A 15,558-nucleotide genomic window follows, 5' to 3' on the forward strand; every position below is an offset into this window, starting at 1 on the left:
GACGACCGAGTAGCGGCGGTCCATTTTTCAATCTGTTTTGGTGACGGCATTCGCCAACTCGCGCGTCGGGACGACACTCCCGCGGAAGGGGAGGGGGACAAAGCAGGTTCTTTTTTCTGACATATTGTCAAAATACGAAGGACAAATTATCAAAACGGATTTTACATAATGACAAGTATTGAGCTGACTGAAATTTTGACATTTCTGGGCCTCGACCTGGCCGAGGCTGCGCAACTGTTGGGAGTTTCGACGCGAACGCTTCGAAGATGGATGGAAGGCGAGGAAATTCCCGGTCCGGCCCAAGCCGCTCTGCGTGCCTGGCACCAACTCCACGCGCGGCACTTGGCTTGGAAGCCGGACGCCATTTCCATATTCGAGAACGACCAAGCTCAGCTCGAGCGTGCGCGACTTCATGCGCGAGAGGTGAGCGGGCTGATCAAAGCGGTCGAAGCTCGCGGCGGGCCGCAAAATCCATGGTCGGTCAATATCGCTAAAGGCGTTGCGACGTTCGGTCCTTTTGAGATCGGGTTTTACAACCTGCAAAACGGAAGCTTCTCTCTCAGCGGGTACCGCCGCAAAGACAGCTCGCCGGACCTCGTGCGGGACAGGCCGTACCTTGAAGATGCCGCGTACAGCATCAGCATGGCTTTTTCAAAGGCCGGCGAAAGCGAAATTGCGCTGGACAACGTCGCGGAGTACGTCCGAAAACATTCGGCCGCGTTTGTTGTCGATGGCCCGCAGCGGCTGTCGCCTGCGGACTCCAAACGCCGCCAGCGGGACATCGAATTACTCGCCGGCAAAATCGATGAACTGGCGAAGCTTGCCGCCAAGGGCAGCGCCAATCACCTTCAATTTGAGGAATTACTGCATCAACTCCACGAACTCGGGTTCTTCCCGACTATCGATCTGGTTTCAGCAGTAGCTAAGGCTATGGTCTAAAATATGAAGAATTCAGTGAGCGTTCCAGATCTTGGCGCGCGAGGTGAGAATGTGTTCATCGGTTGGTGTGAACCGGAAGGGTTTCGTGCCCAGAAATCACAGGCAGACCGTCTCGGCTGGGACTACCTCCTTGAAGGCGAGCCTTTGCGGATGAAAGAGCGTCCGCTTGATTCCCAGAACGATCTTCCGAAATTCTTGATCCAAGTGAAAGCGACAGAAGGATCTCAGCCGCCGAGGATCAAGCTGTCGGCGCTCAAGCATCTCGTTGATGCTGACCTGCCGGCGGCGATCGTCGTCATGTTTTTCGTCAAAGACGGGCGGACGCCGATTCGCACTCTCCTCGTCCCGGTCGATCAAAAAATGATCTACGACACCCTCAAGCGGGTTCGCAGCGAGGAAGCCAAAGGAAAGCGGAACATTCACAGAATCACGATTCTTGTGCCACTCGATCGTGCGGTAGAATTGTCTCCAGCAGGAGAAGGGCTGGCAAAGGCTTTAAACGGAATGCTCGGAGGGGCACCTGCCGATTATATTGCAGGGAAGGTCGACTACCGCAAGACTTGCGGTTTTGATAACAGATCCATTGTCGGTCGATTTTTCGTTCCAGGAGAAAATGCGGGCGAAAAGATCGGTCAGCTCTTTTTGGGTGGCCCTCGCACGCTTAAGGTGACGGACCTGACGATTGAGCGACGCCGGTTCGGAATTCCGCTCGACAATGATCGCGATGAGTTTCGGGAAGCGGTGCTGGAGCTAAACGTATCGTCATCGATGTCAACCACGGTTGAACTTTCTTCGGAAGCAGGCGAGTGGACCTCGGTAGAGCTCGAGATGTTCGTCACTCCGATATTCGATGGAAAGCTCGGGCCGGTGCGACTTGCAAACAACTTCCTTGAATTTTTGATCGACTTTCCGAAGGCGGAGGCGAACCTAACGCTCAACTATGACGGTGAACGAATTGTCGACCTGGAGGAGGCGGTCGCCATCATCGAGATTGGCGTCATACTGGCCAGGCCGCAGAAATCGATAACGCTCCGTTTCAAGGGAAAAGAGCTCAAGTTGGAAATGGCACCAGGCGAAGGGCCATTTGCGCATTGGATTCCGGCCGCGCCAGTTCTTCGTAGGATTGTATCGGCGATGGTTCGGGCAGGTCGGCAGACAGCGCGCCGCTTTAAATTTGCCGACTTCGTCGATTGGGTTGATACTCACATCGAATTTCTTGCCGTAGCATCAACGCCAGGCGTCAATATCATCTTCAACCATTGGCCTGACGAAATTCAACTGACTTCTGACGATGCTTTGTTGACGCCTTTTTCGCTCGAATGTTTTGGGTCGTGCTATACGGCGCTTATCGAACTTCCGATTGTATCATCGAGCCGCTCGGAGCCGGAGGTCACGCTCATCGGTGGTCGGCCCCATATTGTATCAGAGGTGGTGCGGGCATTGAATGCCGATACGTCTGACTTTGTCGAGAGCGCAGTTGAACGATCGAATAAGGATCGGGGGTCGAAAAGACCGGCCTTTTTCGCGGAGGGATTCTCTAACTGGGATAAGGTCATGCTCTCCATCTCGTAGAGAAGTGCTTATCAGTCACAACGGTGGAAGTACGACCGTAAAAAGCAAGGCCAGCGCAGCCGGCAAAGTCGGCTGAGCTCTCTAAGGCTGGAGACGAGCTTGCGGGGAAAGCAGTCTGCTATTGGGAAGGCAGGTGCTATTCTTTCGATTTCGTCGACACCCTCATCCTCAAAAACTTGGCGCCAGTTGATTGCAATGGTGTCGATCCGATCGATCTCGGCCCTAGCCTCGTCTGTGCTCAGCACGAAGTCCCCGCAACACGAAACGCAGTTAGCAATGCTCGGGCACTTGCTGCCGGATCAGTGTTTCCGTCGAAGCGATCTCATCGCCTGCTGACGCCGGCCGACTTACGCCACTCAACTTAGCGGGCAAGCTGTCATTCGGCATGCAAAATTGGATGCTGAAGGGATCAATTGTGACGCCGAATGACAATAGCGGATTCGACGAACTCGACCTCGCTCTCCGTCTCGTCCTGCAAGCCATTGAGCAATGAGATCACCAGCTCACCTTGTTTTCTCCCGTCGGACTCATAAGGCGTGCGGCAGTCATGGAAACGTCTGATCGAGGAGCGCAGTCTGTTCAATTCTGCGCACTGCCGGTCCAATCGCCGACGAGGGTGGGCCAATCGATCGGACGTGGGTTCTTGCCGATCCAAACGTCCCAGAAATCTGGGTCTGACGATTGCGGCCGATGTGCCTCGGCAAGTTCATCCATCTCCACGAGCAAAGGAATCGGCGTGGCCCATCCCAGCAAAATTGCCTGACGGGATGGTAGGCTAGGTAGCTCCTTTAGCAAGCCCGCCACATTGTCGGGAACGAGACGTCCAACTAGCGCCTGATCGAGGTCGTTTACGATCCGGTGCAGTAGGAAAGTATTGCACTGTGCAAGGATCGTGGGCGAGAGCTCCGATGGGCGTTGTGACGATAGCATCAATCCAAGACCAAACTTGCGACCTTCGCGCGCGATCTTTTCGAACGTCTCGCGACAGAGCTGGGTCGGGTTTTCTGCCGGCCCATCTTCGTTGGCGCCTCGCCGAACAAAGTTGTGTGCTTCCTCTAGAACCAAGGTCGTGGGCAGAGGTTTGCCATCAGGATGAAGCCGTCGGTAGCGCTGCAATGCCTCAAACGTCAGCCGTCCCAGAACCGCAACGACTACGTGGATTATTTCTGAAGGCACCAACGAAAGGTCAACGATTGCGACCTGTCCGTTGGCCGAGGCGTTGCTGCCCACGAACGCGTCAAGCCAGGCATCGAAGGTGATCGCCGGGTCACTTCCAATCACTTGACCGAGTCTCGGGTCCGACATCATGCCGCGGATGCGCATGCCGAGCGTGCTGATGAATCCGGCCAACGCACCTCCCTCCGTCGCTGCTATCCTCTCAAGGTGCTCTGGCAGCATGTGTACGTCGAATGGTATCGGTGCATCTTCCGTAAGATGCGCGATGGCGAAAGCATCCTCTACCAGATCTACGAAGCTCTGCAGTGACCTCCGCACCGCTTCCATGTCCTGTACTGAGAAGGAGTTGAACCAGTCTCCTGACCGACGGGAATTAGCGATAGTTTCGATAATGCTGCTTATCTCTTCCAGAGCTGTCTTGTGCTCACCATCAACGGATTCCGTCATATTGCTGCAGTCTGATGCAATGTTGTCTAGCAGTTCGCCGCAGCGCCGCCGATTGCTTGCGCTGCCAGCGTAGGTCGCGGCACCTTCGGCCAACATAGCGGCGATCATGATGCGATAGGAATACAAATGCCGCCTGACGATAGTTTGGCGAGGCGTCCCCGCCAGCTGCCCGTTCTTTAGTTCACGAAGCGCTTGGAGCAGCAGGGGCCGCTGCGCTCCGGGTCGTGCGAACGATACCGCGGTCCACTCGTGACCGTTCCAGAGCCAGGCCGGCAGACGGAGCGCGCGTTCACCCCTGTTGAGGTCGATGGGCGGGACACGAAACAGGCGGATATTTCCGCCCCTATCTGCAAATGCTTTGGCGTACTCCCCATTAGGATCAAGAATAATAAACCGCGCATTCGGCTGTTCTGTGCCATTCTCAAGAGCGGCCTGCGCCGCATCGAGTGACCAGCGGATCAGCCCAGCGACGGAGCAGGATTTTCCACTACCGGTGTTGCCGAGTACGGCGACGTGCCGCCCGAAGATCTTATCGGGATCGACCATAATTGAGGTATCTGCAGCCAGCGGTGACGAGCCGATGCGAACGCGGCGGTCCTTGTCCTTTGCTCCGACGATAGCTGTGATTTGTTCCGGCGTTGGGATTGGTATCTGATCGCCTACCGAAGGGAACGCAACGATTCCTCGACTCAATTCGAACATACTGCTTCCCTCGCGTCGGTTTCGAGCGACAGACAGGGTGCCGATCGGAGTGAGCGACATCTTCCGCAGAGGGAATGGCAGATCGATCAGGCCGAAATCCTTAAGCCCCGACCGTTTGGGGTACGGCGATCGTTCAATCCCGATCCACGTGACGTAGGCGACGGTAGCACCAGCCTCATTCGGTATCAGCACGTAACTATTGAGCCTTGGGAAGCTCATCGGTGTGCCGGTGTTGAGCGCAGTAGCCTGTGGCGCATCGAGATCGAGCAGCACACGGATCTCATCCGAGGAGATCGACTCGACCGTGCCGATGACCAGTTCAGCGAGCCGTTCGATCGGGGAGCTCACGTTCCTCCTCCAGAGCCCGCTGGCGGCTGACTCGGTTCGGCTGGCGCCAGGCCCGCAGCGGCATCTGCGAAAGCGCGGTTCTTCAGCAAGTCAGACATACGCCCGGTGATGTAATCGAGCGCGGGCTTTGGCAGATAATCGTCGACGAGGTGCTGGAGGCTTCCGAAATGGTTGCCGGCGAGGAGGCTGACTTGTGCAGGACGAGTTTGATTGAGAAATCCCTTGATGCGATCGTCTAGTTCAAAGGCGATGATCACGAGGTGTGCGGACGGAACCGACAGCATATCGAGCAGAACACGGTTGATGTGGTCATCACCGAACCCGTAGCCGTAGGTCACCACCACCGAGTTGGGTCTGCAAGTTGCCGAGGCGAAATCACGGAATAGCTCCGCATAAGGATATTGGGTGGTCTCCACGTCCTTAGCCGGATTAGGATAGATCATCACGGTATCAACTGGAGAATCTGGTAAGCTCGGATGATCGTCGTCGGCACCAAATGGTGTCTCTGACCGATAGATCCGATGCGCGATGGGGTCGAAGCGCCAATCAAGGCTGCCGTGGAGCTTGGTCAGACGGACGACGCCTTCCATAAAGCGCGGCTCACCGCGGATCCCGGGTGGGTTGTAATGATAATCGAGCTCGATCCGAGTGTTGCGGAACAGTGGACGCAAGCTCCCCACAAAGCGATCAATGATCCGTAGCCCCGCTTGATCGCAGCCATGTTCGATCAACCGGTCGTAGTTGGTCGTGAAGATATGTAAACGCTCGCGTGAAGCGGCGCGGCTGACGAAGCTGAGCAGAAATGACTGCACCGTCGCCAGTGCTGATGCACTGTTTGCTTCGAAAATACCTCGCTCGGTAGCAAGCAGTGAGGTTAGGAATGTCGCGATTGCGGAGTTAATGTCGTCGCGAACACCTTGCGCCGACCCCTTATCGATGATGTCAAGACCATCGAGCACAGCAATGGCGCTACGCAACTGATCTTCGATGTTAGCTTGACCGCGACCCATCTTTTTGGCGCTTGCGGTCGCGTGACGAGGATTGCCTTGGCATGTTTCGACTTCCCCGTCGCAATCGCCATACCCGTCGCCTTGACGCCGGCAGCGAAGCCCACAGCAATGGTAAAGCCGCTGCCAAGCAGGAGGTTCAGATGCTCAGCTTGGAATACCGCCGAGAGCCACGGCTCGATCTTTCGGCGGTGTAGCGCGATGAACCGATCAAGTTCGTCTGCGCTTTCTGGGATGCTATCGAAGGTCTCGCTCGATGCACCAACCCGGTAACCGTGCGCCTTCCACTCCATGGACCCTCGCGACGAGTTGCAGGACCGACCTGAGTCCCCGCTAGTAAGTCTTAAAGCAACATAATCAGAGGTTGCAAGGCGGGCAGGTAGTCAAAGTGAAAAAGGTAAGCAGCGAAGCGGCGAGGGGATGAAGGGCATCGAGATTAGCTTCCTCGACTAATCGCTTGAACCGGTGAGGAGACGAGATCTGACGAGGAGTGCCGCTATCCTGGCTCCCTCACGCCTCCAGCTTCAGTCGATCCCGTCCGCCGGCTCGGGTGGAGGCGGCGGGAGCGAGGTATGCTCTCCGACTCGAGCTCGCCATCAGCTTCCGCCATCATCCCACCTTTCGTTCAGGAGCGGCGTGGCTCTCAAGCAGTGGCATATCCAGGCTCGGAATCTCTGGCATGGCTTTGCCGGCGATCGCCTGCAAATCGCCCACCATGCCAACGGTCGACTCCACCACGGCGAGGATCTGAGTTTCGCGCTTGGCCCATTGCCGGCCCATGAACTTGCGTTCCTTGTCCAGGTCGTCGCGCATATCGTTGAATTTCTCAACCACAGCTTCTACCCGCTGCCGAAACTTCGTGCCGGTCAGGTAGTGATAAACCTGCTCCATCTTGGTCTGCTGACCCTGCTGAACGAGGCGCGATCCGCTTACGTCGATCAGCCCCTGGCGCAGCGCCACGGCGACCGGCAATGCGCAACGCGGATGGGCCACCCATACGCCGTCGACTAGGTCAAATTGCTCGACGTGCTTCGGCAGCGCATGAGAGATGATCAGAGCGACGTCGGCGGCGGAACGACGCTGGTCGTCACGCAGTTTGGCAAGCCATCCGTCACTCCATGCCTTGGTTCGCTTGGTTTCCCAAAGGATGATGCCGGCAGGTTTGCCAATGGCGCCATTTATCTGTTGAATAACGTCCGCCCCAAGCTCACCTTTTCCAACCGGCTCAATCGAATCGGTCGGAAAACGTCCGCGCAGAAGCTCTTCGAGCTCGAGCTCGAGTACTTCCCCTTGGGATTGCTGTGATCCCTGCTCGGCCTTGCGCTTGAGCTCCTCGATCGTTCGAGACATCGACTCGATAGTCTGGTCCTTCTCTGCAACGCGTAAGCGCGCAGCCTCGTCGGCTTCCTGCCTGGCCTTGATCTGGATTTCGCTGATTGAGGCCTGCACGCGCTTCTCTATTGTCAGGTCGAGCTCGCGCTTTTCCCCCTCGAGTGCGCGCTGCTGTCGCATCAGTTCGGCTTGCTGCTTTTGGGCCTCGGCAAGCTTTGCGTTGTTGGTAAGCAGGTTGGCTCGCAGCTCCGCGGCTTCCGCTTCCTTCGCCTGCAGCTCGGCCGCGGCCGCCTCTCGCGCCTTCTTGCTTTCGGCCGCGACCAGCTGGGCACGTTCGGCGATCAATCGTTTCGCAACGTGGTCCTCGATTTGCTCGCGGTCCTTAGCGACCTGCTCGCGTTCCAGCCGCAGTGCCTCGGTCTTACGCTCCATCTCTGCATCTTTGCTGGCCAGCTGCTGTTGAAAGCGCTGACGAATTTCAGCGAGGAGGGGAGCGGCCAATGATTCCGTCAACCGGATCTCGTGATTGCAGTTGGGACAATGCAGGGTAGGTTCGTGTGAAGCGCCGGCTGCGGTTACTTTGAAACTCATGAATTCCCCCGTCATCGTAGAGCAGGATTGAACACCATCCGCGCGCGATTGCGATGTCGCCGCTCTCGATGTCCACATCCGCGTCGCCGATATCGACCTGGCCGGGGGATTTTCCACGGAAGGCATCACGACATGTCGACGTAAGGCCACGCCTCAGGGCGAGCCGTTCTATTGGGAATATATTCTAGATGAGAACAAAACAGGATCAAGCGCCAATTGGCTGCGCAGGCTGGTGGAATAACCCTGTCGTTCCATCCAGGCAGCATCGACCAGAAGCCCCTGAGGGAGAGTCCTTTCGAGCTTGTTTAGCTTTCTGTCCTTTTGCTCAGCCATACTAAGTAAATTAGCACTTTTCCAAACCAACCCGAGGGAATCCTCTATTTTACGTAATCTGACTGGGCAAAGACGCCGAAACAGCCGGAAATCTCGCGATGGCTCCTGGAAGAGGCCCATCGCGTGGTGCTTCGCTGCTCCGATATGTTCCGGCGCCGAAATTAGACGGCCGTAAGGAATATGAGTCATATTTCTTACGCGGTCTTGACTTTGTAAGATTTAAGGCGCAAATTTCTTACAAGGGAACCGTAAAATGGCTAGCACAGCGAACCAGATATACGATCGGATGAGCCATGACCCTCAGCCGAGCAAGGTATGGACCGCACGCGATTTTGCGGACACCGGCACTCGATCGGCTGTCGACGTCGCCCTCCACCGCCTCCGGAGTGACAACCGCATCAGGCGCATCGACCAAGGTCTCTACGATCTTGCTCGCACCAACCAACTGACGAAGAAGATTTCGCCACCGGACTACAAGTCGGTGATTCAGGCGGTCGCGAGACGGGACGGCGCCAAAGTACTGGTCGACGGAATAACCGCCGCCAACAACTTGGGACTTACCAACGCCGTCCCGGCGAAGGTGGTCGTGTGGACGGACGCCCGCGTGAAGCCGATCCAACTCGACCAAATGGTCATCGACTTCAAGAAAGTCGCGCCAAGTCGACTTCTGTGGGCTGACCGCCCGGCCGCGCAGTTGGTGCAAGCTCTGATTTGGCTGCGCGACGTTCTTCCTTCGGATGGCGACAAGATCGCAAAGCGCCTCAAGTCCATCCTGAACGACGGCGACGACGGGCACCGCATGCGAAAGGATTTGCAGGACCACTTGGGTGATCTCCCCGACTGGCTCGTTCCTATCGTAAAAGATATCCTCAAGTCCGACGCAACGGCGCCAGATCCGCTCCCGCCGATCCGCGGCCAATGAGATGCGATCATGACCGACCTGCCGCAGATCATTCGAGCAAGCGCTGAAGACCGGCGGGGACTGTTCCAACAAACCGGACAGCGTCTCTCGTGCCCCCCGGAGAACATCGAAAAGGACTTTTGGGTCTGTTGGATCCTCGACGCGCTCTACAACAAGGCGGGCATCGAGCAGCGTCTGCTTTTCAAGGGCGGCACGTCACTCTCGAAGGCCTTCGATCTGATCCAGCGGTTCTCGGAAGACATCGACATCACCGTATTCCGCGACGACCTGCCCGGCGAAAACTTCCCGTCAGATGACGATCTCCGCGCGATGGGATCGAACGAACGCAAGCGAAAGCTTGACGAAATAAAGGAGCGGTGCAGCAGTTTCATTAACGGCGAATTCCAGAACGCGCTGACGAACTTCGCCGCTGGTGAGCTCGAAGGACTGACGTTCAAGATCGAGCCCGATCCGGACGACCCCGACGCTCAATCCCTGCTCTTCCACTATCCAAGCGCATTCGCGGATTCCGACGAGCGGTACGTCCGACGCGTCGTGAAGATCGAATCCGGCGCTAAGTCGGCGCTCGATCCGCATGAGACGAAAACGATCAGTCCATATTCTGCCACCGACACCGACGGCCTGGACCTCACCGTGCCAAACGTGCTGACGATCAAGCCCGAGAGGACGTTCTGGGACAAGATCATCATCCTACACGGACAGCGACACTGGTTCCAGAACAGAGGGGAGCTCTACAAGGACGGGCAGCGATTGTCGCGCCATTACTACGACATATTCCGGCTTCTGACCTCCGAACACGGCGAAGCCGCACTTAAAGATCTGGAGCTCGCGGAAAGCTGCGTTCGCCATGCCCGCCTCTACTTCAACCGGAAGCCTCTCGATCTCGACCAGGCGACTCCCGGAACGTTCGGTATCGTACCGGTCGACGGCATGCTCGAACCTTTGAAGGCGGACTACCAGAAGATGGCCGGCATGATCTTCGGAGGATCCCTTCTTTCGAGGATATCCTCGGCAAGATTAAAGCAGCCGAAGCGACCTTGAACGCCACCTGACCAAAGTCTCAATCGGTCCTCCACCGGCTACAACCCTGCCGATGGACTTGCCGACGTGCCTGCCGTCGGCGGCCGTCGCGAAGTCGGGTACCCACATCATCGGCGAAACCCGGTGGAGCGATTGAAAACGAGTTCGCTGGACGCTTAGCCTCGATACGGCTTCGATGCCAGGCGCACGCCGCCGTCAGGGATTCCTAAGTTCGGACGGGCAAAAGGCTGCACTTGACGATTGCGAAGAATGTGCGACCATAGGTTGTTCACGGAAACGGGGCGGGAGGAAGCCATGGCGCGAAAGCCGACCAAGAAGCCGAAGGTGAGCTTGATCGTCTCCGACGACAAGGACGTAAAGTTGAAGGTCCGACCCGGCAAGCTGCACGTCGTTCAGGTCGAAACTATCACTCCGGATCTGAAGAAGGCCGGTCGCGTCGGTGCTCGGCTTTGCGGGTACGGCACGAATATCTGCCTCGCCATCGTCGATATCGACAAGTGACTGCAGCGCGGCATCGTCTGCGATCATCGCGCTACAACTTCTGCGTCCCGCTAGGCGACGACAACGTCCTGTACAACGCGGGTACGGGCGCTTCGGTTCGGCTGTCGGGCCAGGACGCGCGCGAGCTTGCGCAGCTGCTTTGCGGTCCTCCGCGGAGGGTCGCCGCCAAGACGATCCCGCGTACGCTCCTCGCCACACTACGGCGAGGGGGCTTTCTCGTCGACCACGAATTCGACGAGCTAGACATGATCCGCGAGCGCTATTGGCATGCGCGTGGACGGACGCCTATGGTCATCACCCTCACGACGACGCAGGACTGCAACCTGGGTTGCTACTACTGCTACGAAGAGAGATCCCGCGATGCTCTCGCAGAAGGCGATGTTCCGGCGATAGTCGATTGGACCCGACAGCGCCTTGTCGCGTCGGGTAAGGACAGCCTTCACGTCGACTGGTACGGCGGAGAGCCGCTCCTCAACGTCGATTTCATCGATGCAGCGTCCGCTGCGCTTCAATCGTTATGCAAGGAGATCGGGGTAAGTTACTCCGCTTCCGTAATTTCGAACGGGACATGCTGGCCGGACGACATCGCCGGCTTCGTGAGGCGACACCGCCTCCGGCAGGTGCAGATTTCCTTTGACGGCCTCAAACCGAACCACGACAAGAGACGCCGATATAGAAGGGGCAGGGCGCCCGATCCGTCTGTCTCCTCGTTCGATCAGGCGACCGCGGTGGTCGACGGATTGCTCGAGGTGGTACGCGTCGACGTAAGGTTCAATGCCGATCACGGAAACCAATGCGATTTGGACGGCTTCATCGCCTTCTGCAAGGACCGCGGCTGGTTCGACAGAGCGTTTCCGTGCGTTTTTCAACTCGCACGGATATCCGACTTTTCCGAGCGCGCCGGATTTCTTAGCCGCACGAAGCTTTCTGAGGAAGAGTTTGAGAGACTTCGCGAACGGTCCCGGCAGATGGTCCCCGACGAAGCAACTCTCGACGAAACCACAACCCGCTCGCTCTATCCTTTGCCAAGGACCTCCGTTTGTGCAGCGCTGGCCAACGATTCGATCGTGATCGGAGCGGACGGCAATCACTATCGGTGCGGGCTTCAAGTGGGCGAGAAGGACCGCCCCGTCGCCATCCGCCGTGCCGGAGGCGACATGGTGCCCGGCCGCGATGCGGCCTGGTGGACCGGCTTCGACCCAACGCGGCAGCCCAATTGCAGCCGCTGCTCGTTCCTTCCGGTCTGTTGGGGCGGCTGTCCGAAGAAGCACTTGGAAGGCGACTCGCATTCCTTGCACGAGCAGAGCTTGTACTGGCGCAAAGCTTTGCCGCAGAAGATCGCCTGGCAATTCGGAGTGGCCCTCCAGGAAAGCGAATTCACATTCGCCGAGTCCGACCAGTTTAGGCCGGCTTCTCTCGACCCTTGATGTCCACCTGGTTCGGTACCGACAGCTGGACCTCGAATGGATGTCGAGTCCAAAGCTTTGGCAGAGACAAATGGTCCCTCCCGCAACTGCATCGCGTCGACAGCCGCAGAGCAGAAGTGCGCCTGCGACCGCAGTCCAGACATCGACAAACTAATGCAAACAATATTGCATAAGCGAAGATCAGAGGCGCGCAGAATGCCAGCACGCCGATAGCGAACTGAAGGCTCGATAGGCTTGCGATGGTGAACGCTCCGACCACCAGAATGGCGGCAACCGCGTCACCTATAGCGCTCCATTTGCCCGGCCTTGTTTCGCCGGTTGCGGCGATGCGGACGCCGTTCAGGAAGGCGAGCAGGCCGAGGATGGCGGCCGTCATGAGCGCGATGCGAGCACCCCCGATCAGCGTTCCGCTCCAAATCCGATCGGCGATCTGGTCGAGCGAAAATTCATGACGCCAGCCGTATAGGACTTCCAGCACGATGCGCGGGATCTGTGTGGCTAGACCCGCGACCAGAGCGTAGATCGGAACGAACAGGGCGTACCGACGTGGGTCCAAAAGCAGACCCAAACCCAACCTTGCAAGATCAGCGCGCAGAACGGCATACAGGAAGAGGCCGGAGGCGACAGTCAGGCCGAAATTCCAAGCCTCTCTCGCCACGCCGAAAAAGTCGCGCCAGCCCGCCGTCAGCAACAATGTCAACGGCTGCAAGCCCGACATGACCAACGGATACAGGATCACCGAAATCAGGATCAGGTCACGATTTCTGATCACGCGGGTTCGTGCGGCCGGATCAGGATGCAGATTGAAGAAATCTTTGAAGGCGTCGAACGGCCGGAACGCCGGCGGCTGCTGGGCGGCGAAGACGTCGGCCAAGGCGTCCGTTCCGGCAAGTTGGGAGCCGCGGAAATCGTGGATGTGCTCGCGGCGAACGACGAAGAAGTATGAATAGACGAAAACGATCGCGCTCGAGAGGATCAGAACCGCGAACTGGGAGGACAGGCCGGCAAAGATAGCGCCATCGAAGACCGGAATGAAGCCTCCGAAAGGGGGATGGCTGCCGATGCCTCTGCGATCGATGAAACCGAGCACCAGGCAGAATATCGCGACCGCCCAGCCGAGCGTTCGAAAATGCAGGAGGATGCCGCGTCTTGCCCAAATTTCAAGCCAGGTTTCGCCAAGTTCGAGGTGCGATACTTCATGCCCAATCATGGCTTCGAAGGCACGTGGTTGATCGCGTTGTCTAGCACGCTGATTGAGACCGACGACGACCGCATCGCCGGACGGCGTCACGCGTTCTCTGGCTTCCAACGCGTCACCGTTCTTCGGAGTGTACAGGAGGCGAGGCTGCGAACGCAGGGTCGAACGTGCCGCGATCTGCTCCAGCGTTGATCGGATGGGATCGAAGGACGGGTTCACGGCAAGTCGTTCTAGTTTCGACGCGGCATTCGTTCCGTTTCGCCATCGGTACAGCGATGCAGCTGCGATGACGATCGCGCCAAGCACGGTCAGGCCGATCATCGAAAGCACGACGTTCTGATGGATGACGTCGCCCATGTACCGTATCGGGTAGCCCTCCCATAATTTTGCGAGAAAAAGATACTGCAGACAAACCGAGATGATGATCGCCGCCGCGGCGGGGCCGTCGGAAATGCCGAGGCGGCGCAGCAAACTCCTGGGATGGGTCCCCTTCATTTCTTCGGGCCAACCTTGGCAAACAGCTTGGCGAAACCGGCCTCGAGTTTAGCCTTCTCGGCCGCGGAGAAGCGGCTCTTATTGATCGCCGACGACACTTCCTTGCGAAGCTTCTCCACGTCGTCCTTCCTGGCACGACGATCCAGCACCCGATCGAGCAGGGACCCTATGGCCGTCTTTACTCTGTCCTTCACGACGTCCTTGGCGACGTCCCCGAAGAACGCCAGAAGAAACGGAGCGACCATGGCGGCGAAAGTCGCGACTTCGGCCCCGCCGATGAAGCGGCCCTCATCCTGTGCGTCCGCGCGATGCCATTCTTCCACCAGCGCATCGAAGCCGTCTTCCACGACGAACGTGTCGTCAGGCTCGACCTCGGCGACGATAGCAAGGGCCCATTTCTTGAGGTTTTCACTATTCACTTCCGTCATGATCTCTCTCCAAGGAAAGGCAGTGCAGGTGCCGCCATCGACATGGTCCGTCAGCAATTGTTGCCGGAATGCTGCGGCGCGGCAATGCACAGCCGAGCAATAGGTCTGTCGGCCAGAGGATCGTTGAGAACAAGGCCGGGTGGGCGGCCCCATTCGACCTGCTGAAGGAAGGGCAGGTTCACCTCCGCCTTGGAGTTGCAGGCTTTGAGGGGAGCCACTAAGGCCGAGTTCGAGTGGCTCCAGCCGGCGAAGTCGACCGAAAAGCAATATTCTCGTGGCATCTGCTCCGTACTGTCGTCGATTGTAGCCAAAAGAGTATTTATCGACCGGCTTCCCTGCGGAGTGATCAGCTTCCCACCGACCATCAGCCTGTATTTGATTCCAACGAGGATATCCGCGATGTCCGAATGTACGGTTTGTCCACTCCATTCGATGACCGTGCGTACCCGGTTCTTACCGCGATAATTCCGGTTGCTCGCGACGTCGTGGAGATCGTCGGCACTGAAAGTCACGCTCCGGACGTCCGCCAATACCGCCTTCTTGCTCGTTCTCGCATTCGTGTCGACGTTCTCTAGGAAAACGCTGACGCTTTCGGTCAGCCCCTTCGCATCCCATTCGACCTTCACCAGATCGAGAACGGTCAGCGCGAGGTCGGCGTTCGCACGTGCGGCAACGGGCGGTCTGGCCACGATTGACAGGGGCTCAGGCCTTGCGATGAGCCAAATGCCGAGGCCGACGAGTGCGGCGCAGACTAGAAGCACTATCAAGGTCAAGACGTTATGGAGAATGACGATGAGGCGGATCAGTTTCACGTCCTGATCGTTCACCACACTGCGGACGGCCGTGTCCCGTTCGATCAATTGACCGATGCGCGTCGGCGTGAGCGATGCGTAATCCTTGATGTCGACATTTGGAGCGGCGCGCAGCTTATCGACGACGCCCTTCATGAGGTCACCGCCGATGCGGTACTGGCCGGCCCAGAGATAGACGAAGAAGCCCACGATGCCGAGAACGGCTGGCAATCCCTTCAGAAAAACGAATGCATCCACGTCGATTGTCTCCGCACGGTAGAATTTTGCTCAATTTTCGCTTGCAGGAC

General features: G+C 57.8%; 12 protein-coding genes. 6 read left to right on the forward strand and 6 right to left on the reverse strand.

Going from position 1 to position 15,558, the window contains the following annotated elements; translation table 11 throughout:
- Nucleotides 1-168 precede the first annotated feature (168 nt).
- Nucleotides 169-939 (forward strand): helix-turn-helix domain-containing protein, encoded by a 771-nt coding sequence (locus tag RPS27_RS04445; protein ID WP_128929582.1) that lies wholly within the window; start codon nt 169-171, stop codon nt 937-939.
- Between the two features lie 15 nt (nt 940-954).
- Entirely contained in the window at nt 955-2,511 is a 1,557-nt protein-coding gene (locus RPS27_RS04450; RefSeq protein WP_128929581.1) for a hypothetical protein, read from the forward strand.
- A 579-nt stretch (nt 2,512-3,090) separates the two neighbouring features.
- Here the strand turns inward: RPS27_RS04450 and RPS27_RS04455 are convergent.
- The 3 genes from RPS27_RS04455 to RPS27_RS04465 all read right to left on the reverse strand — a co-directional run bounded on the left by RPS27_RS04455 (nt 3,091) and on the right by RPS27_RS04465 (nt 8,114).
- Nucleotides 3,091-5,184: an ATP-binding protein gene (locus RPS27_RS04455; protein WP_128929580.1), complete on the reverse strand. Its 2,094-nt coding sequence runs from the start codon at nt 5,182-5,184 to the stop codon at nt 3,091-3,093.
- Nucleotides 5,181-6,194, reverse strand: coding sequence for an SIR2 family protein (locus RPS27_RS04460; protein WP_232995577.1), 1,014 nt, complete (start codon nt 6,192-6,194; stop codon nt 5,181-5,183). Before RPS27_RS04460 ends, RPS27_RS04455 begins: the two co-directional genes overlap by 4 nt.
- 606 nt (nt 6,195-6,800) lie before the next feature.
- Entirely contained in the window at nt 6,801-8,114 is a 1,314-nt protein-coding gene (locus RPS27_RS04465) for a DUF2130 domain-containing protein (protein ID WP_128955173.1), read from the reverse strand.
- A gap of 586 nt (nt 8,115-8,700) precedes the next feature.
- Here RPS27_RS04465 and RPS27_RS04470 point away from each other — a divergent pair.
- From RPS27_RS04470 to RPS27_RS04485, 4 genes are all read left to right on the forward strand, one after another.
- Nucleotides 8,701-9,369 (forward strand): DUF6088 family protein, encoded by a 669-nt coding sequence (locus RPS27_RS04470; RefSeq protein WP_128929578.1) that lies wholly within the window; start codon nt 8,701-8,703, stop codon nt 9,367-9,369.
- A gap of 9 nt (nt 9,370-9,378) precedes the next feature.
- Complete coding sequence (locus RPS27_RS04475; RefSeq protein ID WP_232995576.1) at nt 9,379-10,410, forward strand: nucleotidyl transferase AbiEii/AbiGii toxin family protein; 1,032 nt, start codon at nt 9,379-9,381, stop codon at nt 10,408-10,410.
- A 294-nt stretch (nt 10,411-10,704) separates the two neighbouring features.
- Nucleotides 10,705-10,911, forward strand: coding sequence for a hypothetical protein (locus tag RPS27_RS04480; protein WP_050631493.1), 207 nt, complete (start codon nt 10,705-10,707; stop codon nt 10,909-10,911).
- A 245-nt stretch (nt 10,912-11,156) separates the two neighbouring features.
- On the forward strand, nt 11,157-12,338 hold the full coding sequence (locus RPS27_RS04485) for a radical SAM/SPASM domain-containing protein (protein ID WP_128929577.1): 1,182 nt from the start codon (nt 11,157-11,159) through the stop codon (nt 12,336-12,338).
- Here RPS27_RS04485 and RPS27_RS04490 read toward each other — a convergent pair.
- The 3 genes from RPS27_RS04490 to RPS27_RS04500 are packed head-to-tail and all read right to left on the reverse strand — an operon-like array spanning nt 12,313 to nt 15,508.
- Nucleotides 12,313-14,031, reverse strand: coding sequence for a hypothetical protein (locus tag RPS27_RS04490; protein WP_128958738.1), 1,719 nt, complete (start codon nt 14,029-14,031; stop codon nt 12,313-12,315). The genes RPS27_RS04485 and RPS27_RS04490 overlap by 26 nt on opposite strands.
- Nucleotides 14,028-14,516 (reverse strand): hypothetical protein, encoded by a 489-nt coding sequence (locus RPS27_RS04495; RefSeq protein ID WP_128929575.1) that lies wholly within the window; start codon nt 14,514-14,516, stop codon nt 14,028-14,030. Before RPS27_RS04495 ends, RPS27_RS04490 begins: the two co-directional genes overlap by 4 nt.
- Nucleotides 14,510-15,508: a hypothetical protein gene (locus RPS27_RS04500; protein ID WP_128929574.1), complete on the reverse strand. Its 999-nt coding sequence runs from the start codon at nt 15,506-15,508 to the stop codon at nt 14,510-14,512. Before RPS27_RS04500 ends, RPS27_RS04495 begins: the two co-directional genes overlap by 7 nt.
- Nucleotides 15,509-15,558 lie beyond the last annotated feature (50 nt).

This window comes from Bradyrhizobium sp. WYCCWR 12699 (assembly GCF_032144035.1).
In the GTDB taxonomy this organism is placed as follows: Bacteria; Pseudomonadota; Alphaproteobacteria; order Rhizobiales; family Xanthobacteraceae; genus Bradyrhizobium.

Excerpts from the sequence above, each read along its gene's own strand:
- RPS27_RS04490 (WP_128958738.1), bottom strand. The coding sequence starts at position 14,031 with ATGAAGGGGACCCATCCCAGGAGTTTGCTGCGCCGCCTCGGCATTTCC.
- RPS27_RS04480 (WP_050631493.1), top strand. The coding sequence starts at position 10,705 with ATGGCGCGAAAGCCGACCAAGAAGCCGAAGGTGAGCTTGATCGTCTCC.
- RPS27_RS04445 (WP_128929582.1), top strand. The coding sequence starts at position 169 with ATGACAAGTATTGAGCTGACTGAAATTTTGACATTTCTGGGCCTCGAC.
- RPS27_RS04485 (WP_128929577.1), top strand. The coding sequence starts at position 11,157 with ATGATCCGCGAGCGCTATTGGCATGCGCGTGGACGGACGCCTATGGTC.
- RPS27_RS04460 (WP_232995577.1), bottom strand. The coding sequence starts at position 6,194 with ATGGGTCGCGGTCAAGCTAACATCGAAGATCAGTTGCGTAGCGCCATT.
- RPS27_RS04475 (WP_232995576.1), top strand. The coding sequence starts at position 9,379 with ATGACCGACCTGCCGCAGATCATTCGAGCAAGCGCTGAAGACCGGCGG.
- RPS27_RS04465 (WP_128955173.1), bottom strand. The coding sequence starts at position 8,114 with ATGAGTTTCAAAGTAACCGCAGCCGGCGCTTCACACGAACCTACCCTG.
- RPS27_RS04470 (WP_128929578.1), top strand. The coding sequence starts at position 8,701 with ATGGCTAGCACAGCGAACCAGATATACGATCGGATGAGCCATGACCCT.